Source organism: Kosakonia oryziphila, assembly GCF_900094795.1.
Lineage (GTDB): Bacteria > Pseudomonadota > Gammaproteobacteria > Enterobacterales > Enterobacteriaceae > Kosakonia > Kosakonia oryziphila.
Genome location: NZ_FMBC01000013.1, coordinates 73,245 through 98,353, shown reverse-complemented (window position 1 = coordinate 98,353; position 25,109 = coordinate 73,245). Strand labels below are relative to the sequence as shown.

The following is a 25,109-nucleotide window of genomic DNA, read 5'->3' as shown; positions in this document are numbered from 1 at the left end:
GAAATGGGGCAAAAAGGTGTATGCGCGGCGTAAGGAGACAGTGGAGCGGAGCTTCGCGGATGCGAAACAACATCACGGGCACCGGTATGCGCGGTTCCGTGGTCTGATGAAGGTACAGATGCAGTGCCTGCTTGCGGCGACGGCGCAGAATATGAAGAAGATGGCGCTGCTGGCGCTTTTTTATCTGTTTTTTATGGTGCAGGAAGGTCTGTCAGGGGGATGCCTTCGCCCTGTGAAGCCAGAGAAAGTGATGACAGGTTAAAGCGGGAAAATATCGCGATCGCGACCTGCGGTCGCTACAAAAGAAGAACCCCATGCAAAAACATGGGGTTCGTCAGCAGTCTGAAAGGGCGCAGCAGCGCCCTTTTTATTTATGATGTTGTGCCGTCAGAGCCGGCCCTGCCCTTTTAGCCATTCACGCACTAAAAACAGCGCACTGACATTACGGGCTTCATTGAAATCCGGATCTTCCAGCAAATCCATTAAGTGCTTCAGCGGCCAGCGCACCTGCGGTAGCGGCTCCGGTTCATCGCCCGGCAGCGACTCAGGATAAAGGCTTTCCGCCACAATAATGTTCATCTTGCTGGAGAAATAGGAGGGAGCCATACTGAGTTTTTTCAGGAAAGTAAGCTCTTTTGCGCCAAACCCTACTTCTTCTTTTAACTCACGGTTAGCCGCTTCGTATATACTCTCACCGGGATCGATAAGCCCTTTAGAAAAGCCCAACTCGTAAGATTCAGTTCCAACGGCGTATTCGCGGATCAGAATCAGGTGCTCGTCCACAATTGGCACAATCATTACTGCCTCGTGCATAGAAGGACGCATGCGCTCGTAAACACGACGTACACCGTTGCTGAACTCCAGATCCACACTTTCAACGTTAAAAAGACGGGAAGAGGCGACCGTTTCTACGTTAAGAATGGTGGGCTTTTGCAATGATTTGCTCATTATTATCGGTCTTTGCAGAGAAACTTACGTTATTGTGCGACACTACGCACGGTTTCGGCAATGTCATTCGCCTCTAATTTACATTCTTGTAACCTCCCTGATGGTAATTCCCAATTTACCCCAAAAGTCAATAGCTTGATATAAAACTCGGAATTTGCTGATATTACCGTATAGGTGATTTTGCTACTCTTCCTCGCGATGGTATGCGCTTAAAAATTCTCAAGTAATTACTTGCTTACAGCGGCTGGCCACATTAAATGTTTACAGGAAAGGTGCAACTGACTACACCTGTTAGAAAAAGTAAGATGGGGAAAGCATGAGCACCATTTTGATTTTTTTCGCTGCTATGCTGGCCTGCGCATTCCTCGCTGGATGGATTTTCAGGTTCAGGTCTCAACGCCGGTACAGGCTGCCTCATTTACAGGCATTTACCGGTGCGACAACCCGTAAACTCTTGCCAGAGGAGCGTGATGCTGTTGAGCGCTATCTGGAAACGCTTTCCCGTATACAAAACATCCCAGGCCCAACGGGCGCTACGGCTGCGCCGGTCTCCATCAAACTCAATGCGCAGAGCAATACCGTTCTGTTTGTTGCGCACTCGATCACGCGTTATGGCATCACCACCGATGCTCCCAACAAATGGCGCTACTATCTCGATTCTGTCGAAGTGCATCTGCCGCCCTCATGGGAGCAATACATTACCGATGAGAACAATGTTGAGCTGATCCGCACCGATTCCATGCCGCTGATCATTTCATTAAACGGCCATACGCTTAGCGAATATATGCAGGAAGAGCGCAACGGCGAGCTGGAGCACGTATCTTCCACACGTTCTGCTATTCGCGGCGAAGAGACAGAACAGATAGAGCTGCTTAATATTCGCCGTGAAACACCGGAAGAGTACGCGCTAAGCCGCCCGGACGGTATGCGTGAAGCGTTGCTAATCTGCGCCTCTTTTTTACTCTTTTTCTTCTGCCTCGTGGCGCCGGAGGTTTTCGTTCTGTGGCTGGCGGGCGGTGCCGTGATGCTGTTCGTTGCGGGAATGTGGGGGCTGTATGCGCCGCCGGCAAAAAACACTTTACGCGAAATTCATTGTCTGCGCGGTACACCAAAGCGCTGGGGGCTATTCGGCGAAAACAATCAGGAGCAGATGAATAACATCTCTCTGGGGATTATCGATCTGATTTACCCCCGCCACTGGCAGCCCTTTATCACCCGCGATCTTGGTCAGCAAACGGATATTGATATTTATCTGGATCGCCACGTCGTTCGCCAGGGACGCTTTTTGTCCCTGCATGATGAAGTGAAAAATTTCCCATTACAGCACTGGGTGCGTAGCGCAGTGATCGCCACTGGCTCACTGGTGGTGGTGGCGATGCTGCTAATTTGGGTGCCGCTGGACATGCCGATCAAATTTACCGTTTCGTGGATTAAAGGCGCACAAACTATCGAAGCCAGTAGCGTTAATCAGCTTGAATCCGTTGGGTTGCGCATCGGTGATACACTGCGGATCAGCGGTACCGGAATGTGCAACATCCACACGCAAAACTGGTCATCGCGACAGATATCGCCATTTACGCCGTTCGACTGTTCGCAGATTATCTGGAATAACGCGGCCCCTCTGCCATTGCCGGAATCGGATACCGTGACCAAAGCCACTGCGCTTGCGCAAGCGGTGAGCCGTCAGCTACACCCTACAGCCGATGATGATTCACGCGTTAGCCCGGTACTACGCTCAGCCATTCAGAAGTCTGGCATGGTACTGCTGGATGACTTTGCGGATATCATACTGAAAACAAACGATTTATGTTCTACAGATGATGATTGTCTGAGGTTAAAAAATGCACTGGTAAACCTCGGGAACAGCAAAGACTGGGAAACGCTGACCAAACGCGCCAGCGATGGCAAGCTGACCGGGGTTAACGTATTGCTGCGCCCGGTAAGCGCCGAATCGCTGGATAATCTGGTGACCACTTCAACCGCGCCCTTTATCCTGCGCGAGACAATCCGTGCCGCACAGGCATTGAACAGCCCTGCGCCGGGCGGGTTCCTGATTATTAGTGAAGAGGGTAACGAGCTGGTGGATCAGCCGTGGCCGCCAATCGCGCTGTATGACTACCCGGCGCAGGAGCAGTGGACCGAGTTTCAACGGCTGGCGCAAATGTTGATGCAGACGCCGTTCCATGCAGAAGGGATCATCACCAACATCTATACCGATGCCAACGGTACCCGGCACATTAGCCTGCACCGCATGCCTGATGCCACAGGATTATGGCGTTACGCTGGTACAACACTGCTGCTGTTTGCCATGGTCATTTGTTGCCTCTGCAACAGCGTGCTGTCTCTGCGTCGCTACCAGCGTAACCGTACACGCCTCGAAGAGATTGCGCAGTATTACGAAAGCTGCCTGAATCCGCGTCTGCTTCCTACGCAGGACAGCCTTACCTGATCACCATCCGCAACGTGAGCTATGTTAATCTGTCGCGCACGCTTTCCCCTGGCTGGAGTTTTAATGCACCTTGATATTTCATGGCAGGATGTTGATACCGTTCTGCTGGATATGGACGGCACTTTGCTGGATCTGGCGTTTGATAACTTTTTCTGGCAAAAATTGGTGCCAGAAACCTTCGCCGCCCAACAGGGACTAACGCCAGAGGAAGCGCAGAGCGTTCTTCACAAGGAGTATCACGCAGTGCAGCATACGCTAAACTGGTACTGTCTGGATTACTGGAGCGAACGTCTCGGGCTGGATATTTGCGCAATGACGACACAGCAAGGGCCACGTGCAGTGCTGCGCGAAGATACGGTGCCTTTTCTGGATGCACTGAAAAAAAGCGGTAAGCGCCGTATTCTGCTGACCAACGCGCATCCACACAATCTTGCCGTCAAGCTTGAGCACACGGGTCTGGCTTCGCACCTTGATTTACTACTTTCCACCCATACATTTGGTTATCCGAAAGAGGATCAGCGCTTGTGGCAGGCTGTAGCGAAAGAGACGGGGCTATGTGCCGAACGGACGTTGTTTATCGATGACAGCGAACCGATTCTCGATGCGGCAGCAACCTTTGGCATTCGTTACTGTGTTGGCGTGACGAATCCGGATTCCGGGCTGGCAGATAAACGCTATCTGCGTCACCCCGGAACCAATGACTACCGTAACCTGATCCCCTCACTTCTCAAGGAGATGTGATGAAACAGCAGCCCGCACAAGAAGTCCGTCTGGATAAGTGGCTCTGGGTGGCGCGTTTTTATAAAACTCGCGCCCTCGCCCGCGAGATGATTGAAGGCGGCAAAGTGCATTATAACGGTCAGCGCAGCAAGCCGGGTAAAATCGTCGAGTTGAATGCCACGCTCACGCTGCGCCAGGGAAATGATGAACGTACTGTTGTCGTCAAAGGCGTGACGGATCAGCGCCGTCCGGCAACCGAAGCCGTTGAACTGTATGAGGAAACGGCTGAAAGTATTGAGAAACGTGAAAAAATGGCGCTGGCGCGTAAGATGAACGCGCTTACAATGCCGCACCCCGATCGCCGACCGGACAAAAAAGAGCGCCGCGATCTGCTGAAATTTAAATCTGGTGGCAGCGAGTAACGCACACCTGCAAGAGAGATAATCATGGCCAATCAAGACCAATTACACCGCTATCTGTTTGAAAATTATGCCGTGCGCGGCGAACTGGTGACTGTTTCCAACACCTGGAAGCAGGTGCTGGAAAACCATAACTATCCGCTGCCGGTAAAAACGCTGCTCGGTGAACTGTTGGTTGCGACCAGCCTGCTGACTGCCACCCTGAAATTTGCCGGTGATATTACTGTGCAGTTGCAGGGTGACGGCCCGATGAGTCTTGCGGTGATCAACGGCAACAACCGCCAGCAAATGCGCGGTGTTGCCCGAGTGCAAGGTGATGTCCCGGCGAACGCCGATCTAAAAACGCTGGTGGGTAACGGCTATCTGGTGATCACCATTACGCCGGAAGAGGGAGAGCGTTATCAGGGCGTGGTTGGCCTCGAAGGCGATACGCTGGCGGCGTGCCTGGAAGATTACTTTATGCGTTCAGAACAGTTGCCTACCCGCCTGTTCATCCGCACGGGTGAAGTGGATGGCCAGCCAGCGGCTGGCGGTATGCTACTGCAGGTGCTGCCCGCGCAGGAAACCCAGGCCAATGATTTTGAACACCTGGCGGTCCTGACCGAAACGGTAAAAGCGGAAGAGCTGCTCTCTCTGGCGGCAGAGGATGTATTGTGGCGTCTGTACCATGAAGAAGAAGTCACACTGTACGATCCGCAGGACGTTGAATTTAAATGCACCTGTTCGCGCGAGCGCTGCGCTGCGGCGCTGAAAACGCTGCCGGATGAAGAAGTGGACAGCATTATCGCCGAAGAAGGTGAAATCGATATGCACTGCGATTACTGCGGCAATCACTATCTGTTTAACGCGATGGATATTGCAGAGATCCGCAATAACGCCTCTCCGGCCGACCCGCAGGTTCATTAATTCCCCCTTCCCTCATGCCGCTCATGCCGCCTTCAGGCGGCATGTTTTGCATTACACGTCACGTTTCCGCTAAAATCCCCAATGTAATTCTTACGTAACTTTCTTTCATGAAAGCGATTACAGTCACAAAGTGACGGTTAAAAATGTCGGCGTATAGCCTTTTGGGAACATTTTCCCGATTATTGTCACTGTTTTTCCACAACAGATCTCGCTAAGTGACGAAAATGACAGCGTTTTGCGGAAGTAAGCTTTATCGGGATGCGGAAATCTATGAACATCGTCCGGGTAAGCGGCGATAAACAACCCTACAATTTCAGGCAGTACAATTGGCTAAGGAGTAGTGACATGCGCGTTAAGAGCTTAACCCCGCAAGATCTCAAGGCTTATGGTATCAACGATGTCCAGGATGTCGTCTACAACCCCGATTACGATACGCTGTATCAGGAAGAGCTCCGTCCAGACCTGGAAGGATATGAGCGTGGTGTGTTGACGAATTCTGGTGCTGTCGCCGTCGACACTGGTATTTTTACCGGCCGTTCGCCAAAAGATAAATACATTGTCCGAGATGACACCACCCGCGACACCGTGTGGTGGGCCGATAAAGGCAAAGGCAAGAATGACAACAAACCGCTCTCGCCGGAGGTCTGGAAGCATTTAAAAGGCCTTGTGACAGAGCAACTCTCCGGCAAACGTCTGTTTATTGTCGATGCGTTTTGCGGTGCCAACCCGGACAGCCGTCTTTCAGTCAGGTTTATCACCGAAGTCGCCTGGCAGGCGCACTTCGTCAAAAACATGTTTATTCGCCCGACGGATGGGGAGCTGGCAGGCTTCAAACCCGACTTTATCGTGATGAACGGGGCGAAATGCACCAATCCACAGTGGCAGGAACAGGGACTTAATTCGGAGAATTTCGTTGCCTTCAACCTGACCGAACGCATTCAGTTGATCGGCGGAACCTGGTACGGCGGCGAAATGAAGAAAGGGATGTTCTCGATCATGAACTACCTGCTGCCGTTAAAGGGGATCGCCTCGATGCACTGTTCTGCTAATGTCGGCGAGAAAGGCGACGTTGCCGTCTTTTTCGGTCTTTCCGGCACCGGCAAAACGACGTTGTCCACCGATCCAAAACGCCGCCTGATCGGCGATGACGAGCACGGCTGGGATGACGACGGCGTCTTCAACTTTGAAGGTGGCTGTTACGCCAAAACCATCAGACTTTCGGAAGAGGCTGAACCGGATATCTTCCACGCCATCCGCCGCGATGCGCTGCTGGAAAACGTCAGCGTCCGCAGCGACGGCAGCATCGATTTTGATGACGCGTCGAAAACGGAAAATACCCGCGTGTCGTATCCGATTTACCATATTCACAACATCGTCAAACCCGTGTCGAAAGCTGGTCATGCCACGCGAGTGATCTTCCTGACCGCCGACGCATTCGGTGTATTGCCGCCTGTTTCCCGCCTGACGGCCAGCCAGACGCAGTACCATTTCCTCTCTGGCTTTACCGCTAAACTGGCCGGAACAGAGCGCGGTGTAAACGAGCCGACACCAACCTTCTCCGCCTGCTTCGGCGCAGCATTCCTGTCGCTGCACCCGACACAATATGCCGAAGTGCTGGTGAAACGGATGCAGGCTGCCGGTGCGCAGGCGTATCTGGTGAACACGGGCTGGAACGGAACCGGCAAACGCATCTCCATCAAAGATACGCGGGCGATTATCGACGCGATTCTGGATGGTTCACTGGACGATGCGGAAACCTTCACGCTGCCTATGTTTAACCTTGCCGTGCCAACTTCATTACATGGCGTTGATTCGCGCATTCTCGATCCGCGCAATACGTACGCATCACCGGAACAGTGGCAGGAGAAAGCAACGCAGCTGGCGAAGTTGTTTATTGAGAACTTTGATAAATATACCGATACCGCAGCGGGAGCCGCGCTGGTCAGCGCCGGACCGAAACTGTAATTCGGCTACGCAAGAGAAACAAAACCCGCCATTATTTCTGGCGGGTTTTTTTATGCTTCTTTGGTGGGTCCACTCAGGCGGACAACCGGAATCGGCAGCCAGGCGCGAATCGACAATCCGCCACGCTCGCTGGTGCCTAACTCCAGCAAACCGTTATGGTTATCGATGATTCGCTGCACAATAGCCAGCCCTAAACCGGTACCGCTGGTACTACGCGCGCTGTCACCGCGAACAAACGGCTGGAACAGATGTTCACGTTGCTCAGGTTTAATCCCCGGCCCGTCATCCTCAACCTGGAACCATGCGCGATTCAGTTCAGTACCGCTGCTGACCTTGATCCAACCGTTACCGTAGCGCGCCGCATTCACCACCATATTGGCGACTGCGCGCTTAATGGAGAGCGGATGCATGCGTACCAGGATCTCACTGTCGTTCAGGCCGGTTTCGATCTCACGTTCGTAACCGCTTTCGGCGGCGATGACCTCGCCCAGTACGGCATTCAGATCTGCCACTTCCATCGGCATCTCCTGGCCGGTACGCAGGTAATCGATAAACTGCTCGATAATCGCGTTACACTCTTCAATATCTTTATTAATTGATTCAGCTAGATAACCATCTTCTTCCGCCATCATCTCCGTCGCCAGACGGATACGCGTCAGCGGCGTGCGTAAATCGTGGCTCACCCCGGCCATCAGCAGGGTGCGATCATCCGCCAATTGTTTTACCCCGGCGGCCATCTGATTGAAAGCGCGGGTGACGGAACGAACTTCTGACGCGCCGTACTCACGCAGCGGCGGCGGAATATGCCCCCGCCCAACCTTAAGCGCCGCATGTTCAAGGTCAACGAGCGGTCGGTTCTGAATACGAATAAAGAGCCAGGCACCGCCTATCGCCAGTAACATAATCGCCAGCGTATAGCGGAACAGCGGCGAAAAATCGCCCTGGTGGATTTCCGTCAGCGGCACGCGCACCCAGATATTGGGCGACAGCCATGTTTTCAGCCACACCACCGGAGAGCTTTTGTTCACTTCAACGCGCACTTCGGTCGGGCCGCCGAGCTGTTGTGCCATCTGCTGACTCAAGAATTCATAATGCTGCGCCCAGCGCAGGCCCGCGTCTTCCGCCGCTTCATTGGAATAGAGAGAAATGCCCAGTTCGCGGTAAATTTCACGACGAAACGCGGGTGGCACCACCAGTTGCGTCCCATCCTCCAGTTGCAGTTTGTCGGTCATCAGCATACGAACTTCGTAGGCGAGCACCTTATTAAACTGCTGGAGACTAGGCAAAATGGCGAAATTCAGCACCACAAGGTATGTCGTCACCAGGCTGACGAACAGCAAGGTGACGATAAGCAACAGCGTTCGGGCAAATGAACTTCTCGGCGAGAAGCGCACGCGCATCATGCTTTAGAACCGTCCGGCACAAATACGTAGCCCAGGCCCCAAACGGTCTGGATATAGCGCGGATGCGCCGGATCCTCTTCCACCATGCGGCGCAGGCGGGAGATCTGCACGTCGATAGAACGTTCCATCGCTGAATACTCACGGCCGCGCGCCAGATTCATCAGCTTATCGCGGGAGAGCGGCTCGCGCGGGTGGCTAACCAGTGCTTTCAGCACGGCAAACTCACCGCTGGTTAACGGCATCGGCTCATCTTCACGGAACATCTCGCGCGTGCCGAGGTTCAGTTTGAACTTACCAAACGCAATGACCGCTTCTTCCTGCGACGGTGCGCCCGGCAGCTCATTCGCCTGACGACGCAATACCGCGCGAATACGCGCCAGCAATTCACGTGGGTTAAACGGTTTCGGAATATAGTCGTCGGCGCCGATTTCCAGGCCAACAATACGGTCCACTTCTTCCCCTTTTGCCGTTACCATAATGATCGGCATCGGGTTGCTCTGGCTACGCAGGCGGCGGCAGATGGAGAGACCATCTTCGCCTGGCAGCATCAGATCCAGCACCATCAGGTGGAAAGATTCGCGGGTTAACAACCGATCCATTTGTTCGGCGTTAGCCACGCTACGAACCTGGAAGCCCTGCTCGGTAAGGTAACGCTCAAGTAATGCGCGCAAACGCATGTCGTCATCCACTACCAGAATCTTATAATTCTCTTGCATTGTTTATACTCCCAAAGGTTCCGAAAATTCTGTTTCCGTATTCTAAAAAAGTGCGCGTTAACGGCCAGAGAAATCTGGTATAAATTCTAGTCGAAATTGTTACAAAGCATATTTAACAGCAAGTTATATGCATTCACCATCACATAAAACATGATTAATCTGCACTTTACGCAATACCGTTTGTAAAGTCTGTACATCAAAGCGTGTCACAAAGAGAAGGCTGAAGTATGAAAACGCCCCTGATCACCCGCGAAGGTTATGACAAACTGAAGCAGGAACTCGATTTTCTCTGGCGTCAGGAGCGCCCGGAAGTCACGAAAAAAGTGACCTGGGCGGCAAGCCTGGGCGATCGCAGCGAAAACGCTGACTATCAGTACAACAAAAAACGCCTGCGCGAAATAGATCGCCGGGTACGTTATCTGACAAAGTGTCTGGAAAACCTAAAAATCGTTGATTATTCGCCGCAACAGGAAGGCAAAGTCTTCTTTGGCGCATGGGTGGAGATCGAAAACGATGACGGTGATACTCTGCGCTTTCGCATTGTTGGCTACGATGAGATCTTTGGTCGAAAGGATTACATCTCTATCGATTCGCCGATGGCCCGCGCCCTGCTGAAAAAAGAAGCAGGCGATGTGGCGGTCGTACAAACGCCGGGCGGCGAAGCCACCTGGTACGTTAATGAAATCGAATATGTGAAATAACCGCCACAGAACAATCCAGGAACTAACCCAGTGGCTGGTATTTTGCAGTGCCAGTCCGTATAACTATCCGCTGATTTTGTTCAGAAGATGATAAAAGAAATGATGAATGATTCGCTCTGCCGCATTATTGCGGGTGAACTTCAGGCACGAACCGAACAGGTGGAATCCGCCGTTCGCCTGCTTGATGAAGGGAATACCGTGCCGTTTATCGCACGCTACCGTAAAGAGGTCACCGGCGGTCTGGATGACACGCAATTGCGTCAGCTCGAAACCCGCCTTGGTTACCTGCGCGAGCTGGAAGAGCGCCGCCAGGCGATCCTGAAATCGATTGGTGAGCAGGGCAAACTCAGCGATGAACTGGCGAAAGCCATCAACGGTACGCTAAGCAAAACCGAACTTGAAGATCTCTATCTTCCTTACAAACCGAAGCGTCGCACGCGTGGGCAAATCGCGATTGAAGCCGGCCTCGAACCGCTGGCAGACCAACTGTGGAATGATCCGTCGCAGGATCCGGAAACGCTGGCTGCCACGTTTGTGAATGCGGATAAAGGTGTTGCCGACAGTAAAGCGGCGCTTGATGGCGCGCGTTATATCCTGATGGAACGCTTCGCTGAAGATGCGGCTCTGCTGGCGAAAGTCCGTGACTACCTGTGGAAAAATGCCCATCTCGTGGCGACAGTTGTCAGCGGCAAAGAGGAAGAAGGCGCGAAATTCCGCGACTATTTCGATCATCACGAACCGGTTTCTACCGTTCCTTCGCACCGCGCGCTAGCCATGTTCCGTGGGCGTAATGAGGGCGTGCTGCAACTGGCGCTAAATGCCGATCCACAGTTTGACGAGCCGCCGAAAGAAAGCTACTGCGAGCAGATTATTATCGACCATCTCGGCCTGCGCCTGAATAACGCCCCGGCAGATAGCTGGCGCCGCAGCGTCGTAAGCTGGACGTGGCGCATTAAAGTCCTGATGCACCTTGAAACTGAATTAATGGGCACTGTGCGCGAACGCGCGGAAGATGAAGCTATTAACGTCTTCGCCCGCAATCTGCATGATTTGCTGATGGCCGCACCGGCCGGGCTGCGCGCGACGATGGGGCTCGATCCGGGCCTGCGAACCGGCGTAAAAGTGGCGGTGGTCGATGCCACCGGCAAACTGGTCGCAACCGACACTATTTACCCGCACACCGGGCAGGCAGCGAAAGCGGCGGTTGCCGTAGCGGCGCTGTGCGAGAAACACAACGTCGAACTGGTGGCGATCGGTAACGGTACTGCATCGCGCGAGACCGAACGTTTCTACCTTGACGTGCAGAAACAGTTCCCGAAAGTGACCGCGCAGAAAGTGATTGTCAGCGAAGCGGGCGCGTCAGTCTACTCCGCCTCCGAGCTGGCGGCGCTGGAGTTCCCGGATCTCGACGTTTCTTTGCGCGGCGCGGTTTCTATCGCCCGCCGTTTACAGGATCCACTGGCTGAGTTGGTGAAAATCGACCCGAAATCAATCGGCGTTGGTCAGTATCAACATGACGTCAGCCAGACACAGTTGGCACGTAAACTGGATGCGGTTGTTGAAGACTGCGTAAACGCCGTCGGCGTTGATCTGAATACCGCCTCGGTGCCGCTGCTAACGCGCGTGGCCGGTTTAACCCGCATGATGGCGCAAAATATCGTCTCATGGCGCGATGAAAACGGTCAGTTCCAGAATCGTCAGCAACTGCTAAAAGTGAGTCGCCTTGGGCCGAAAGCCTTTGAACAGTGCGCAGGCTTCCTGCGTATTAACCACGGCGACAACCCGTTGGATGCTTCCACCGTTCACCCGGAAACCTATCCGGTGGTCGAGCGAATTCTGGCGGCAACCGCACAATCCCTGCGAGATCTGATGGGCAACAGCACCGAGTTACGTAAGCTGAAACCATCCGAGTTTACCGACGAGCAGTTTGGCGTGCCGACCGTCACCGACATCATCAAAGAGCTTGAAAAACCTGGCCGCGACCCGCGTCCGGAGTTCAAAACTGCGACCTTCGCCGAAGGTATCGAAACCATGAACGATCTATTGCCGGGCATGGTACTGGAAGGCGCAGTGACCAATGTCACCAACTTTGGCGCATTCGTTGATATCGGTGTGCATCAGGACGGGCTGGTACATATCTCCTCGCTGGCAGATAAGTTCGTTGAAGATCCGCATACGGTGGTGAAAGCAGGCGATATTGTGAAGGTGAAGGTGCTGGAAGTCGATCTGCCGCGTAAACGTATCGCATTGACCATGCGTCTGGACGAACAACCGGGCGACAGCAACAGCCGTCGCGGCAGTGGCAATGGCGGTAGTCGCGATGCCGGTAACCGGGACAGCGCACGTCCGAAATCACCACGGGATCGCAGCCCGCAACCAGGCGGCAACAGTGCAATGATGGATGCGCTGGCGGCGGCGATGGGTAAAAAACGCTAATCCTCTCCCCTCTCTTGCGGGAGAGGGGTTATTTTTTGTGCAACACCGTCGAAAAAGCGCAATTTTCTTAGCGACGCACCTCACAGATATTCATTAACTTATTATTTTTATTGCTGATTGATATTCAAAATTACTCATCAAATTACTGCTATTGCGTTTATACCCGTCATACTTCAAGTTGTATGTGCGTTGGCTTTCCTGCAACTCGAATTATTTAGGGTATATATCAGCGAACTTGCGGCCCGATTTACATTTCAAACATTAAGCCACTGACATTAATAACAATTATTTATTTCTGGTAGATATCTTACTGCACTGCGTAAAATTCAGAACCCAACTTATTTTTGAGCTACGTCAAAACAAAATCGAATTTTTATTTCCTCTCCCGTTCTTACGCATTTTTATTATTGATGATAAAAACTATTCTCATTATCATTGTTCTCGTTGATTATTCTTTACTCTTCACTGGCTCATGGTGCGTCGTGGCGACATACGGCAAACATCAGCTCGCAGCAAAATAAGTAGGCACTTATGCATTTCTCTCCTGACAGCGTGTGGAAAATTACCGGCTTCTCGCAACAGATAAGCCCGGCCTGGCGGCAAAAACTCCTGTCATTAGGTATGTTGCCCGGCTCATCTTTTCATGTGGTACGGGTGGCGCCATTAGGCGATCCTGTTCATATCGAAACCCGTCGCGTTAATTTAGTGTTACGGAAAAAAGATCTCGCTTTTCTCGAACTGGAAGCCATCTCCCGTTAACCGGTCAGCTATGACATAGAGTGCTAAGTAAAATGAAAAAATTGACCATTGGTTTAATTGGTAATCCTAATTCAGGTAAGACTACATTATTCAATCAGTTAACGGGCGCGCGCCAGCGGGTTGGAAACTGGTCTGGCGTGACGGTAGAGCGCAAAGAGGGCTTTTTCACCACAACCGATCACCAGGTTACGCTAGTTGACCTACCCGGCACCTATTCGCTGACCACCATTTCGGCGCAAACATCGTTGGATGAACAGATCGCCTGTCACTATATTTTGAGCGGCGATGCCGATCTGCTGATCAATGTGGTGGATGCCTCGAATCTTGAACGCAATCTTTATCTGACACTGCAACTGCTGGAACTGGGCGTACCGTGCATCATCGCCCTTAACATGCTGGATATCGCTGAAAAGCAAAAAGTGCGCATCGATATTGATGCTCTTTCAGCCCGTCTTGGCTGCCCGGTGATCCCGCTGGTATCAACACGTGGTCGTGGTATTGAGGCACTGAAGCTGGCAGTGGATCGTCATCGCGCAAATGACAATATTGAACTGGTGCATTACGCCCAACCGCTCTCCCATGAAGCCGACGCGCTGGCCGCGCTGATACCGGATGAACTTCCGCAACAGCAGCGCCGCTGGATGGGCCTGCAAATACTTGAGGGCGATATCTACAGCCGCGCCAACTCAGGCATCAACAACCAGCAATTCGACGCCGCACTCTCCCGTCTGAAAACCGAGATGGACGATCCAGCGCTACATATTGCCGATGCGCGTTACCAGTCGATTGCCGCCATCTGCGATACCGTCAGCAACACGTTAACGGCCGAGCCGAGCAAGTTTACCGCAGCCGTTGACCGTATTGTGATCAACCGCTTTTTGGGTCTGCCGATCTTTCTGTTCGTCATGTATCTGATGTTCCTGTTCGCCATCAACATTGGCGGCGCGTTCCAGCCGATCTTCGACGCCGGTTCGGTCGCAATTTTTATCCATGGCATTCAGTGGCTGGGCGCCACGCTGCACTTTCCGGAATGGCTGACGGTCTTTCTCGCGCAGGGGCTTGGCGGCGGGGTGAATACCGTACTGCCACTGGTGCCGCAGCTTGGCATGATGTACCTGTTTATGTCATTCCTCGAAGATTCCGGCTATATGGCGCGCGCAGCCTTTGTGATGGACCGGCTGATGCAATCGCTGGGGCTACCGGGAAAATCCTTCGTACCGCTGATTGTTGGTTTCGGCTGCAACGTACCGTCAGTGATGGGTGCCCGTACGCTGGATGCCCCGCGTGAACGGTTAATTACTATCATGATGGCGCCGTTTATGTCCTGTGGCGCACGCCTGGCCATTTTCGCCGTCTTCTCGGCGGCATTTTTCGGCCAGCATGGCGCGATCATCGTTTTCTCACTCTACGTGCTGGGGATTGTGATGGCGATCCTCACCGGGTTGATGTTGAAATTTACCCTGCTGCGCGGTGAAGCATCGCCATTCGTGATGGAGCTTCCGGTCTATCACGTACCGCATCTGAAAAGCCTGCTGCTGCAAACCTGGCAGCGCCTGAAAGGCTTTGTGCTCCGCGCGGGTAAGGTCATCATCATCGTCAGCATTTTCCTCAGCGCGATGAACAGTTTCTCGCTGGATGGCCGTACGGTACATAAAATCGATGAATCTGCGCTGGCGTCGATCAGCCGTGTATTTACGCCGCTGCTTGAGCCCATTGGCGTGCATGGCGATCACTGGCAGGCAACAGTCGGCCTGGTCACTGGTGCGATGGCGAAAGAAGTCGTGGTAGGTACACTAAATACGCTCTATACCGCCGAAAATATTGAGCAAGCTGGCTTTAATCCGGCGGAATTCAACCTGAGCAGCGAGCTGATTGCCGCGCTGGAAGACACCGTGAAGAGCGTGCGCGATACCTTCAGCTTGAGCGTGCTGGCTAACCCAATCGAAGCCAGTAAAGGCGACGGTGAAATGGCGACGGGTACGATGGGCGTAATGAGCCAGAAGTTCGGTAGCCCGGCCGCCGCCTACAGCTACCTGATTTTCGTTCTGCTCTACGTGCCATGCATTACCGCGATGGGCGCAATCGCCCGCGAGGCGAGCCGTGGCTGGATGGGTTTCTCGGTGCTGTGGGGGCTGAATATTGCCTACTCACTGGCAACGTTGTTCTATCAAAGCGCCACCTTTAACCAGCATCCACTCTACAGCCTGACCTGCATTTTGGCGGTTCTCCTGTTTAACGTGGTGGTGATTAACGCGCTGCGCCGTGCCAGAAGCCGGGTGGATATCAGTACGCTGGCTACACGTAAAACTGTCGCCAGTTGCTGTGACAGCCCGACAGGCGACTGCCATTAAGGAGTGAAGCCATGGCATCATTACTTGAGATTCGCGATCTGCTGGCGCTTCGGGGAAGAATGGATGCGCAGCAGTTGAGCAGCACGCTGCGCACGCCCAGAGCGATGATTGATGCCATGCTGGGTCGCATGGAAGCGATGGGTAAAGTGATGCGTGTTCAGGAAGAGACTACCGGTTGTTTGACCGGTAGCTGTAAGCAGTGTCCGGAAGGGAAAAGCGCCTGCCTGCAGGAGTGGTGGACGCTGTGCTGAAGGCCCAATAGGCAATACGCTAGCAGGCGGTTTTCACAACTTTGCCTTTAACGCCAGCAGGGCTTCGCAGAACTCGGTCGGATGTGAGATAAAAGGCGCATGCGCCGCTTTCGCAAAGACAATCGATTCGCTTGCAGGCCACATCGCATCCAGTACCGGCACGATTTTGCGCGGTACCAGCCCGTCGAGCCGCCCGTAGAGACGTAAAAACGGCAGCCTCATCGATGATAATGCGGCACGTAAATCCACTGTTTTCAGGATCTCCAGCCCGCCATTCAGCACCTCAACAGAGGGCATTTCCAGCGACAGCACTGCGTTTTTTAACTGGCGAGCATCCTGCCTTGCTGTTTCCGTTCCCAACGTTTGCAGCGCGAGAAAACGCTCGACGGTACGCTGAAAATCCTCGCTCAACTGATGCTGAAAACCGGCCAGTACTTCGGGTTTAATGCCGGCCCATTCGCCTTGCGCGCCGAAGCACGGCGAGGAAGCAACCGTCACCAGCGCGCTTACGCGTTCCGGTGCCTGCAACGCCACGCGGCTGGCTACCAGCCCACCCAGGCTCCAGCCCAGCCAAATCGCTCGTTCCGGCGCTTGTGCCAGAACAATGTCAACCATCTGCCCAAGCGATAACGAGCTAAATCCCGTACTTCTGCCGTAGCCCGGTAAATCGACCAGATGCAGCGTAAAATGCGCACTCAGTTCCGGAGTTATGCAATCCCATACCTGGGCATTCAGTCCCCAGCCGTGCAGCAGCACAAGATGACAATCGCCCTCACCTTTGGTTTGCCACCAGATGTCTTTCATCCGCTATCGTTCCCTTTCTTCACACAAGGAGGTGGAACATGCTAACAGTGCAGGGCTTATGCTGGCTATGCCGAATGCCGTTAATGCTCAGTCATTGGGGAATCTGTTCGGGCTGCACCCGCGCGATGCAAATGCAGGAAAAAGTTTGCCCTTTGTGCGGTTTACCTGCTGGCCATGAAAATGTGCCCTGCGGCCGTTGTCTGCAAAAACCGCAGCCCTGGCAGCGGCTCATCGCGGTGGGGGACTACGCGCCACCGCTGAGTACGCTGGTACAGCAGTTTAAATTTCATCCACGCCCGGAGCTTGCCAGTGCACTGGCGCGGCTATTGCTTCTCAGGGTGATACAGAGCGGTAAATACCCGCAGCCAGACCTGCTCCTTAGCGTTCCGTTACATGCCCGACGCCAGTGGCGACGCGGGTTTAATCAAAGCGATTTGCTGTGCCGACCACTGGCGCGCTGGCTACCGTGCAGCTATTCACACACGGCGCTTAAACGTCTGCGAGCAACGCCGGTGCAGCATCATTTAAGCGCCAGGCTGCGCAGGAAGAACCTGAAAAATGCCTTTCGCCTTGAATTGCCAATAGCCGGGCTCCATATCGTTCTGGTGGATGATGTCGTCACGACCGGCAGCACTGTTGCGGAGATCTCCCGGCTGCTTTTGCGCAGCGGCGCAGCGACTGTTCAGGTCTGGTGCCTGTGTCGAACCTTGTAGACCCTCGATGATGGGCGTATTATAACCAAGTAAAATAGTCAACTATTAGGCCATTGCTATGATCCGTATTTCCGACGCTGCCCAGGCGCACTTTTCCAAACTGCTGGCAAATCAGGAAGAAGGGACACAAATTCGCGTATTTGTGATTAACCCAGGCACGCCAAACGCCGAATGCGGCGTGTCTTATTGCCCGCCAGATGCAGTTGAAGCGACCGATACCGCGCTGAAATTTGAACAACTGATTGCCTATGTCGATGAACTGAGCGCACCGTATCTGGAAGATGCGGAAATTGATTTTGTGACCGATCAATTAGGTTCCCAGCTCACGCTGAAGGCGCCAAACGCTAAAATGCGTAAAGTTTCCGACGACGCGCCGCTGATGGAGCGCGTTGAGTACCTGCTGCAATCGCAAATCAACCCACAACTGGCTGGCCACGGTGGCCGCGTCTCGCTGATGGAGATCACCGACGAAGGCTACGCCATTCTGCAATTTGGTGGCGGTTGTAACGGTTGCTCTATGGTAGACGTAACGCTGAAGGAGGGGATCGAGAAGCAACTGCTGACCGAGTTCCCTGAACTGAAAGGTGTGCGCGATCTCACCGAACACCAGCGCGGCGAGCACTCTTACTACTAAGCCTGCTCCACAGAGCATTGCCCGGTAACGCGAAAGTGTGCCGGGCCTGCCTGTTCTCAGGTATGACTTACCGGCTCGTTAACCCCCACGCAATGGTTATTTTCATCATATCTCACCTGCACCCGTTCCGTTTCTACCTGTGATCTCAGGCTGTTACCCGTATCTTTGTGCGCGTGTCCTGCCCTTCAAAGCAAACTAGTTTCCCGGTGTTAATATGACGCATGTCTCAGATCTCACATTTAGATCGGCGGGGTGATTCTCTTTTCATGGATGTTACCCGTATCATTCCAGACAGCACCAACAAGATAAAAACATCCGACTACAATTTTTAGCAATGGATGTCCAGCCGTAATGGTGCCGCAGTTCGCTCTTCCCGGTTCGGGAGCTTTTAGCGGCTGCCAAGAAACACTGACGTTACCCATAACAAATTAAAGGCCAGGTAAATCATGCCATTAGTCATTGTCGCTATCGGTGTTGTCCTCTTACTCCTGTTAATGATCCGTTTCAAACTCAACGGATTTATCGCTCTGATTCTGGTGGCGCTAGCCGTCGGGATGATGCAGGGCATGCCACTGGATGCCGTTATCAAATCGATTAAAGCGGGCGTGGGCGGTACGTTGGGCAGCCTTGCGCTGATCATGGGCTTCGGCGCCATGCTCGGCAAACTGCTGGCAGACTGCGGCGGCGCACAGCGCATCGCCACGACGCTCATCGAAAAGTTCGGTCGTAAACATATTCAATGGGCCGTTGTGCTGACCGGTTTTACCGTTGGTTTCGCCCTATTCTATGAAGTCGGTTTTGTGCTGTTGCTGCCGCTGGTATTCACTATCGCCGCCTCTGCACGCATTCCGCTGCTGTATGTTGGCGTACCGATGGCAGCAGCACTCTCTGTGACGCACGGCTTCCTGCCGCCGCATCCAGGCCCGACAGCTATCGCAACAATCTTCCACGCGGACATGGGTAAAACCCTGCTGTACGGCACGCTGCTCGGTATCCCGACTGTGATCCTCGCAGGCCCGGTCTATGCACGTTTCCTGAAAAGCATTGATAAGCCGATTCCGGAAGGTCTGTACAACTCCAAAACCTTTACCGAAGAAGAAATGCCAGGTTTCGGCGTCAGCGTCTGGACTTCCCTGGTACCGGTGATTTTGATGGCGCTGCGCGCAGTAGCGGAAATGCTGCTGCCGAAAGGCCATGCGATTCTGCCTTATGCTGAGTTCTTCGGCGACCCGGTGATGGCAACCATGATCGCGGTACTGATTGCGGTCTTCACTTTCGGTCTGAACCGCGGCCGTTCTATGGATGACATCAATGACACGCTGACCTCATCCATCAAAATCATCGCCATGATGTTGTTGATCATCGGCGGCGGCGGCGCATTCAAACAGGTGCTGGTTGATAGCGGCGTGGATAAATACATCGCTTCCATGATGCATGCCACGAGCCTCTCTCCGCTGTTTATGGCCTGGTTGATTGCTGCGATACTGCGTATTGCGCTGGGTTCCGCAACCGTTGCGGCTATTACCGCAGGTGGTATTGCCGCGCCGCTGATTGCCACCACTGGTGTTAGTCCGGAACTGATGGTGATTGCCGTTGGCTCCGGTAGCGTAATTTTCTCTCACGTTAACGATCCGGGCTTTTGGCTGTTCAAAGAGTACTTTAACCTGACCATCGGTGAGACCATGCGTTCATGGTCGGCGCTGGAAACCATTATTTCAGTGTGCGGCCTGGTAGGTTGTCTGCTGCTGGGAATGGTGGTCTGATTTTCAATTGCCCGGTGGCGCTAACGTTTACCGGGCCTGCATAACCTGTAAGCCGAATAAAGCAAAGTAGACGAAGCAGGACAAAAAGCCCGGATATGAACTGCCCAACTTTTCGGTAGGAGTCCAATATATCCGGGCTTTTTTACTAACGTTTTCCTGCAACTTTGCGCCGTCGGTCGAGATCTTTGATCAGCTTGTTAACCTTCTCATCGCTAAACATCGCTTCCAGCGACACAGACAGCTTACGTCGCCAGTTTTTGTACTGATAACTGGTGCCCGGAATGTTCACCGGCCCCGGCATATCCAGCCAGTCTTCCGGCTGTAAACCCAGTAATGCACTGTTGCTATCGGCAATATAGCGTTGCATACCGCGATTCAGGATCTCCGTCATCGGCATGCGCGACGCGTTATGCCCGGCGCGCTTCGGCAGGCAACCATGCTGATGCAGCGCATCCAGCAGCCCCTGCTTCGCCCGTTCACGATCCTGATACAAACTGCGCAGTACCTTTTCATCGGGGTATAACCCCAGCGTTTTGCCGAGGGTTAAATCGCCGCTCTCCCAGTAACCACGCAGGGTCGGGAGATCGTGCGTCGTCGCTACCGCCATCGACTGCTGCGGCCAGACCTGTGGTGCGCGGAAGTTTTTCTGATGATCGTTTTCGAAGTAGAGCACTTTGTAAGAGTAAACGCCGCTACTGCGCAGCTTGCCGATAATCTCTACCGGCACGGTTCCCAGATCCTCGCCAATTACCATGCACTGATGCCGCTGACTTTCCAGCGCCAGAATAGCCAGCAGATCATCCACCGGATACTGCACATAAGCACCGTGGTCCGCCGTTTCGCCATACGGGATCCACCACAGACGCAGCATCGACATAACATGGTCGATACGTAACGCACCGCAACTAGCCATATTGGCACGCAGCAGATCGATAAATGGTGCATAGGCACGCGCCCGCATCACGTGCGGATCCATCGGCGGCAGACCCCAGTTTTGCCCGAGTGGCCCCAGAATATCCGGCGGCGCGCCGACAGAAGCTTTCAGACAGTACAGATCGCGATCGCGCCAGGTTTCTGCGCCACCTTCCGCCACGCCAACCGCCAGGTCGCGGTAGAGACCGATGGGCATCGCATTGTGCTGGCAGGTTTCCCAGCACTCAGCAAACTGGGTATACGCCAGCCACTGCAACCAGAGATAAAAATCGACCTCGTCAGCATGCGCCTTGCAGAAGGCTTCTACCTGTGGGCTGAAGGTGGATTGATACCCTTCCGGCCATACCGGCCAGCCCCAGCGTAGCGCATCCTCTTTCACCTGATTAGCATGCAGCGCGTCAAACGCTGCCTGCCAGTACAGGCTTTCACCCTGCTGTTCAACAAAGCGACGGAAAGCGGCTTGCTGCGGGTCATCGTCCGCACGCTGGCGGAAATGTCGCCATGCAAGACTCAGCGCCGCCAGTTTCAGTGCCGTCACCGACGCGTAATCCACCCACTCCGCATCGCGCGCGGCACGCAAGGTATGTTGAGTGGTGGGAAGCTGCCACCAAGCCTGCGCCTCTTCGCTGTCGTGAAAATCCGCCACTGCGTTAACATCGATGTAGATGATATTCAGCCAGCGCCGCGATGAAGGACTATAGGGACTGGCGCTCTCCGGATTCGCCGGGTAAAGCGCGTGGATCGGGTTGAGACCAATAAATGCCCCGCCGCGCTGCGCCACATCACCGAGCATCTTTTTCAGGTCGCCGAAATCCCCTATACCCCAGTTATCATTTGAACGCAGGGTATAGAGCTGAACACAGGCGCCCCACAATTTTTTCCCTTCCAGCAGAGCCTGTGGTTCATAGCAGCGGACAGGTGCGATGATCAACCGGCACTGCCAGCGCTGCTTCTGCTGTTCCAGCGTCAGCGTGTGATAACCGAGCGCCAGACCACCCGGTAACGGCAGATTTTCTCCGCCGTTTACCTGTCCCCGATACTGCTTGCCGGCTTCCGTGACCAGTTGCCACTGGAAACTCCCCTTGCCAGCTACCGGAAAAATTTTCTTTTTTCCGTGAATAAACACCTGCACGGCAGGAACCGGCGGTACGCTGAGCGCCGTTGCGTTTGCGACGTGCATTGCCGCCAGCAAACGCTGCCTGGTGTGCGCCGTAATGGACTGCGGTTTACCGTGCGCATTGATGTAGTTTGGACTGATCCCCGCCGCCAGTGCGGCCTGTTCCAGACGTTTACTATCCATCTCGCTTCCTTAGCGTTTTGCCTGCCAGATGCGGGTTTGATAATCGCGGATTGAGCGGTCAGAGCTAAACATACCGCAGCGCGCCGTGTTCAGGATCGCCGCACGGGTCCAGGCGTCCTGGTCGCGGTAAAGTACATCCACCTGCTTTTGAGCCTCCACATAGGCCGCAAAATCCGCCAGCACCAAATAGGGATCGCCCCCCTGTTTGCCTAAGCTGTGCAGCATCTGGTCAAAAGCATGTTTATCCCCGTCGCTGTACTTCCCGCTTTCAAGCTCCTTCAGCACCGCATCCAGCAGTTTGTCTTTTTTACGCCATTTCAGCGGATCGTAGCCCTTGGCTTTCAGCGCTTTCACCTGCTCCACCGTGTGGCCGAAGATAAAGATATTCTGTTCGCCGACCTGTTCGGCAATTTCAACGTTCGCGCCGTCCAGCGTACCGACCGTCAGCGCGCCATTCAGCGCCAGCTTCATGTTGCCAGTACCAGAAGCCTCTTTACCCGCCGTGGAAATCTGTTCAGACACATCCGCCGCCGGGATCAGCTTCTCCGCTGCCGAGACACAGTAATCCGGCAGGAACACCACTTTCAGCTTATCGCCGATCTTCGTATCGTTGTTTATCACTTCCGCCACTTTATTGATGGCAAAGATAATGTTTTTCGCCAGGTAGTAGCCCGGTGCAGCTTTGGCGCCAAACAGGAAGACACGCGGCACGCGGTCGGCTTTCGGATTTTCACGAATTTCTTTATACAGAGCGAGAATGTGTAACAGCCCCAAGTGCTGGCGTTTGTATTCATGCAGACGTTTGATCTGAATATCGAACAGCGCCTGTGGGTTGATCTCAATACCGGTACGGGCTTTGACAAACGCAGCCAGGCGTACTTTATTCTGGTGTTTAATCTCGCGATACTGCTTGCGGAATGCCGCATCGTCGGCGTATTCCTCCAGATTGATCAACTGATCAAGATCGTTGGCCCACTCTTTTTTCAGCGTCATATCAAGCAGCGCAGCCAGTAATGGGTTGCACTGTTTGATCCAGCGACGTGGCGTGATGCCATTAGTGACATTATGGAATTTACCCGGCCAGAGCTGGTGATATTCGGGGAATAGATCCTTGACCACCAGATCCGAATGCAGCGCCGCCACGCCGTTAACCGCAAACCCGCCCACCACGCAAAGGTTCGCCATACGTACCTGTTTGTGATGCACTACCGCCAGTTTTGCCCATACCGCGTTGTCGCCCGGCCAGGTTTTCTCAACCAACAGCTTAAATTTGTCGTTGATCTGTTTGATGATTTGCATGTGCCGCGGCAGTAGCGCTTTGACTAATGTTTCGTCCCAGCACTCCAGCGCTTCCGGCATCAGCGTATGGTTGGTATAGGCAAACGTCCGGCTGGTAATCGTCCAGGCATCGTCCCAGCTTAGCTGGTGTTCATCGAGCAGCACGCGCAGCAGTTCCGGAATGGCGATAGTCGGGTGCGTGTCGTTAAGCTGGATCACTTCGAAATCCGGCAACTGCGCCAGTTTGCGGCCTGCCAGATGGTGGCGACGCAGAATATCGGCGATCGAACAGGCGCACTGGAAGTATTGCTGCATCAGACGCAGCTTTTTCCCGGCCTGGTGGTTGTCGTTCGGGTAGAGCACTTTCGTCAGCTTTTCCGCATCGATCCCGGTTTGCTCGGCGCGCAGGAAATCACCGTCGTTGAATTTGGTCAGATTAAAGGGATGAGCATGTGCCGCCTGCCATAAACGCAGCGGCTGCGTCACGCCGTTACGGTAGCCAATGACGGGTAAATCCCAGGCTTCGCCAATCAACGTAAAAGCGGGCTGCCACTGTCCGGATTTGCTCACCTTGCCACCAATCCCCACCTGTACATCTAACTGCTCGTTATGGCGGAACCACGGGTAGCTGCGGCGATGCCAGTCGTCCGGGGCTTCATGCTGTTGTCCATCAACAAAAGACTGGCGGAACAGGCCGTACTGATAATTCAGGCCGTAGCCGGTCGCCGACTGGCCAACCGTCGCCATCGAGTCAAGGAAACAGGCGGCCAGACGCCCCAAACCACCGTTACCCAGCGCCGGATCGATCTCCTCTTCCAGCAGATCGGTCAGGTTGATGTTATGTTCCTGCAATACTGCATCAACATCCTGATGCCAGCCCAGGTTCAACAGGTTATTGCCCGTCAGGCGGCCAATCAGGAATTCCATCGAGATATAGTTAACGTGGCGCTGCCCTTTCGCCACTTTCGGCGCGGGCTGTGCCGCCAGCAGTTCTGCCAGCGCGCCGCTCACCGCTTGCCACCACTGTCGGGTTGTCATGTCACCGGCAACCTGAATCCCTAAACGCTGCTGCTGGCGGGTAAGGGCCGCTGCAAATTCCGCTTTATTAAACGTTGGCTTTGACATAAAGAATCCGGGTCCTGTAATGAAGTAAATCGACGTTTGCGTTAGTGTGCCTGGCTCGGTTTATGACTTCCTCATCCTGCCAGGGATTAGCCGGGGAGGAGCAGCGGGGATGAGCAAAAAGTGTGATCGCCGCCACCTAAAGGTAGCGTTTTTTTTGCGTGTTATTCAATCGAATTGACGGGAAATTGCTCAATAAAAATGAAATGACGTTCCAGATGAAATTAGTTTTCGTTAGGTATTAACCGAAGAAAAAATAATATTCACTGCAGCATCACTAATGAATTTTTGCTATTTGTGCGTTTTGTCTGACACGTCAGTTAATAATACGAAGAAACCCTTATTACATGTAATTATTAAGCTTTCTGCTATACGTAGCGCGCCAGCCGTGCCCCGGCTATTTTTTATCTTTTATGTCATTAGCTATCCATGAAATAAATAGAAATGTGACATAGTGCAAATTCACAATCGTCAGATCCGGACATAACTTGCAATATTTCTTCATCTGACCGACCTTATTAGCATTAATTACGAAGCG

Annotated in this window: 20 protein-coding genes; 14 read left to right on the top strand and 6 right to left on the bottom strand. The window is 53.6% G+C overall.

What is annotated here, in order from left to right; all coding sequences use genetic code 11:
- On the top strand, positions 1 to 262 hold a 262-nt coding region (locus GA0061070_RS08445; RefSeq protein WP_244153040.1), incomplete at its 5' end, for a transposase.
- 125 nt (positions 263 to 387) lie between these two features.
- On the opposite strand, the gene nudE is transcribed toward GA0061070_RS08445, so the two are convergent.
- Complete coding sequence (gene nudE / locus GA0061070_RS08440) at positions 388 to 948, bottom strand: ADP compounds hydrolase NudE (RefSeq protein ID WP_090135251.1); 561 nt, start codon at positions 946 to 948, stop codon at positions 388 to 390.
- A gap of 316 nt (positions 949 to 1,264) precedes the next feature.
- On the opposite strand from nudE, the gene GA0061070_RS08435 reads away from it, so the two are divergent.
- From GA0061070_RS08435 to pckA, 5 genes are all read left to right on the top strand, one after another.
- Entirely contained in the window at positions 1,265 to 3,397 is a 2,133-nt protein-coding gene (locus tag GA0061070_RS08435; protein ID WP_090135249.1) for an intracellular growth attenuator family protein, read from the top strand.
- 63 nt (positions 3,398 to 3,460) lie between these two features.
- Entirely contained in the window at positions 3,461 to 4,138 is a 678-nt protein-coding gene (gene yrfG, locus GA0061070_RS08430) for a GMP/IMP nucleotidase (RefSeq protein WP_090135247.1), read from the top strand.
- Complete coding sequence (gene hslR, locus GA0061070_RS08425; protein ID WP_090135245.1) at positions 4,138 to 4,539, top strand: ribosome-associated heat shock protein Hsp15; 402 nt, start codon at positions 4,138 to 4,140, stop codon at positions 4,537 to 4,539. The genes yrfG and hslR overlap by 1 nt, the downstream gene beginning before the upstream one ends.
- Before the next feature lie 24 nt (positions 4,540 to 4,563).
- On the top strand, positions 4,564 to 5,442 hold the full coding sequence (hslO, locus tag GA0061070_RS08420; RefSeq protein WP_090135243.1) for an Hsp33 family molecular chaperone HslO: 879 nt from the start codon (positions 4,564 to 4,566) through the stop codon (positions 5,440 to 5,442).
- Positions 5,443 to 5,787: 345 nt separating this feature from the next.
- The gene (gene pckA, locus GA0061070_RS08415; protein ID WP_090135241.1) at positions 5,788 to 7,407 is read left to right on the top strand and encodes a phosphoenolpyruvate carboxykinase (ATP); all 1,620 of its coding nucleotides are present in this window, start codon (positions 5,788 to 5,790) and stop codon (positions 7,405 to 7,407) included.
- 50 nt (positions 7,408 to 7,457) lie between these two features.
- Here pckA and envZ read toward each other — a convergent pair whose 3' ends face one another.
- Positions 7,458 to 8,810, bottom strand: a complete 1,353-nt coding sequence (envZ, locus tag GA0061070_RS08410; protein WP_090135239.1) for a two-component system sensor histidine kinase EnvZ — start codon at positions 8,808 to 8,810, stop codon at positions 7,458 to 7,460.
- Positions 8,807 to 9,526: an osmolarity response regulator transcription factor OmpR gene (ompR, locus tag GA0061070_RS08405; protein ID WP_001157751.1), complete on the bottom strand. Its 720-nt coding sequence runs from the start codon at positions 9,524 to 9,526 to the stop codon at positions 8,807 to 8,809. Before ompR ends, envZ begins: the two co-directional genes overlap by 4 nt.
- A 227-nt stretch (positions 9,527 to 9,753) precedes the next feature.
- Between ompR and greB the strand changes: the two genes are divergently transcribed.
- The 5 genes from greB to feoC all read left to right on the top strand — a co-directional run bounded on the left by greB (position 9,754) and on the right by feoC (position 16,024).
- Positions 9,754 to 10,227, top strand: coding sequence for a transcription elongation factor GreB (gene greB / locus GA0061070_RS08400; RefSeq protein WP_035888949.1), 474 nt, complete (start codon positions 9,754 to 9,756; stop codon positions 10,225 to 10,227).
- A gap of 99 nt (positions 10,228 to 10,326) precedes the next feature.
- Positions 10,327 to 12,663: a Tex family protein gene (locus GA0061070_RS08395; RefSeq protein ID WP_090135257.1), complete on the top strand. Its 2,337-nt coding sequence runs from the start codon at positions 10,327 to 10,329 to the stop codon at positions 12,661 to 12,663.
- 531 nt (positions 12,664 to 13,194) lie between these two features.
- A complete protein-coding gene (gene feoA / locus GA0061070_RS08390) occupies positions 13,195 to 13,422 on the top strand; it encodes a ferrous iron transporter A (protein WP_090135237.1) in 228 nt (75 codons plus the stop codon).
- Positions 13,423 to 13,454: 32 nt separating this feature from the next.
- Positions 13,455 to 15,773 carry a Fe(2+) transporter permease subunit FeoB gene (gene feoB, locus GA0061070_RS08385; protein ID WP_090135235.1) on the top strand — a complete coding sequence of 773 codons (2,319 nt, stop codon included), beginning with the start codon at positions 13,455 to 13,457 and terminating at the stop codon, positions 15,771 to 15,773.
- Between the two features lie 11 nt (positions 15,774 to 15,784).
- On the top strand, positions 15,785 to 16,024 hold the full coding sequence (gene feoC / locus GA0061070_RS08380) for a [Fe-S]-dependent transcriptional repressor FeoC (RefSeq protein ID WP_090135233.1): 240 nt from the start codon (positions 15,785 to 15,787) through the stop codon (positions 16,022 to 16,024).
- A 33-nt stretch (positions 16,025 to 16,057) separates the two neighbouring features.
- On the opposite strand, the gene bioH is transcribed toward feoC, so the two are convergent.
- Positions 16,058 to 16,828, bottom strand: coding sequence for a pimeloyl-ACP methyl ester esterase BioH (bioH, locus tag GA0061070_RS08375; protein WP_090135231.1), 771 nt, complete (start codon positions 16,826 to 16,828; stop codon positions 16,058 to 16,060).
- 38 nt (positions 16,829 to 16,866) lie between these two features.
- On the opposite strand from bioH, the gene gntX reads away from it, so the two are divergent.
- The 3 genes from gntX to gntT all read left to right on the top strand — a co-directional run bounded on the left by gntX (position 16,867) and on the right by gntT (position 19,938).
- Positions 16,867 to 17,541 (top strand): DNA utilization protein GntX, encoded by a 675-nt coding sequence (gene gntX / locus GA0061070_RS08370; protein WP_090135229.1) that lies wholly within the window; start codon positions 16,867 to 16,869, stop codon positions 17,539 to 17,541.
- A 58-nt stretch (positions 17,542 to 17,599) separates the two neighbouring features.
- Complete coding sequence (gene nfuA, locus GA0061070_RS08365; protein WP_090135227.1) at positions 17,600 to 18,175, top strand: Fe-S biogenesis protein NfuA; 576 nt, start codon at positions 17,600 to 17,602, stop codon at positions 18,173 to 18,175.
- A 446-nt stretch (positions 18,176 to 18,621) separates the two neighbouring features.
- Positions 18,622 to 19,938: a gluconate transporter gene (gene gntT, locus GA0061070_RS08360; RefSeq protein ID WP_090135225.1), complete on the top strand. Its 1,317-nt coding sequence runs from the start codon at positions 18,622 to 18,624 to the stop codon at positions 19,936 to 19,938.
- A 145-nt stretch (positions 19,939 to 20,083) separates the two neighbouring features.
- On the opposite strand, the gene malQ is transcribed toward gntT, so the two are convergent.
- Positions 20,084 to 22,171 (bottom strand): 4-alpha-glucanotransferase, encoded by a 2,088-nt coding sequence (malQ, locus tag GA0061070_RS08355; RefSeq protein WP_090135223.1) that lies wholly within the window; start codon positions 22,169 to 22,171, stop codon positions 20,084 to 20,086.
- A gap of 9 nt (positions 22,172 to 22,180) precedes the next feature.
- Positions 22,181 to 24,574 (bottom strand): maltodextrin phosphorylase, encoded by a 2,394-nt coding sequence (gene malP, locus GA0061070_RS08350; protein ID WP_090135220.1) that lies wholly within the window; start codon positions 24,572 to 24,574, stop codon positions 22,181 to 22,183.
- Between the last annotated feature and the right edge of the window lie 535 nt (positions 24,575 to 25,109).

Coding starts and splice junctions, on each gene's coding strand:
- GA0061070_RS08435 (WP_090135249.1), top strand. CDS start 1,265: ATGAGCACCATTTTGATTTTTTTCGCTGCTATGCTGGCCTGCGCATTC.
- gntX (WP_090135229.1), top strand. CDS start 16,867: ATGCTAACAGTGCAGGGCTTATGCTGGCTATGCCGAATGCCGTTAATG.
- nudE (WP_090135251.1), bottom strand. CDS start 948: ATGAGCAAATCATTGCAAAAGCCCACCATTCTTAACGTAGAAACGGTC.
- bioH (WP_090135231.1), bottom strand. CDS start 16,828: ATGAAAGACATCTGGTGGCAAACCAAAGGTGAGGGCGATTGTCATCTT.
- pckA (WP_090135241.1), top strand. CDS start 5,788: ATGCGCGTTAAGAGCTTAACCCCGCAAGATCTCAAGGCTTATGGTATC.
- feoA (WP_090135237.1), top strand. CDS start 13,195: ATGCATTTCTCTCCTGACAGCGTGTGGAAAATTACCGGCTTCTCGCAA.
- feoB (WP_090135235.1), top strand. CDS start 13,455: ATGAAAAAATTGACCATTGGTTTAATTGGTAATCCTAATTCAGGTAAG.
- malP (WP_090135220.1), bottom strand. CDS start 24,574: ATGTCAAAGCCAACGTTTAATAAAGCGGAATTTGCAGCGGCCCTTACC.
- GA0061070_RS08395 (WP_090135257.1), top strand. CDS start 10,327: ATGATGAATGATTCGCTCTGCCGCATTATTGCGGGTGAACTTCAGGCA.
- nfuA (WP_090135227.1), top strand. CDS start 17,600: ATGATCCGTATTTCCGACGCTGCCCAGGCGCACTTTTCCAAACTGCTG.
- hslO (WP_090135243.1), top strand. CDS start 4,564: ATGGCCAATCAAGACCAATTACACCGCTATCTGTTTGAAAATTATGCC.
- yrfG (WP_090135247.1), top strand. CDS start 3,461: ATGCACCTTGATATTTCATGGCAGGATGTTGATACCGTTCTGCTGGAT.
- malQ (WP_090135223.1), bottom strand. CDS start 22,171: ATGGATAGTAAACGTCTGGAACAGGCCGCACTGGCGGCGGGGATCAGT.
- greB (WP_035888949.1), top strand. CDS start 9,754: ATGAAAACGCCCCTGATCACCCGCGAAGGTTATGACAAACTGAAGCAG.
- hslR (WP_090135245.1), top strand. CDS start 4,138: ATGAAACAGCAGCCCGCACAAGAAGTCCGTCTGGATAAGTGGCTCTGG.
- ompR (WP_001157751.1), bottom strand. CDS start 9,526: ATGCAAGAGAATTATAAGATTCTGGTAGTGGATGACGACATGCGTTTG.
- feoC (WP_090135233.1), top strand. CDS start 15,785: ATGGCATCATTACTTGAGATTCGCGATCTGCTGGCGCTTCGGGGAAGA.
- envZ (WP_090135239.1), bottom strand. CDS start 8,810: ATGATGCGCGTGCGCTTCTCGCCGAGAAGTTCATTTGCCCGAACGCTG.
- gntT (WP_090135225.1), top strand. CDS start 18,622: ATGCCATTAGTCATTGTCGCTATCGGTGTTGTCCTCTTACTCCTGTTA.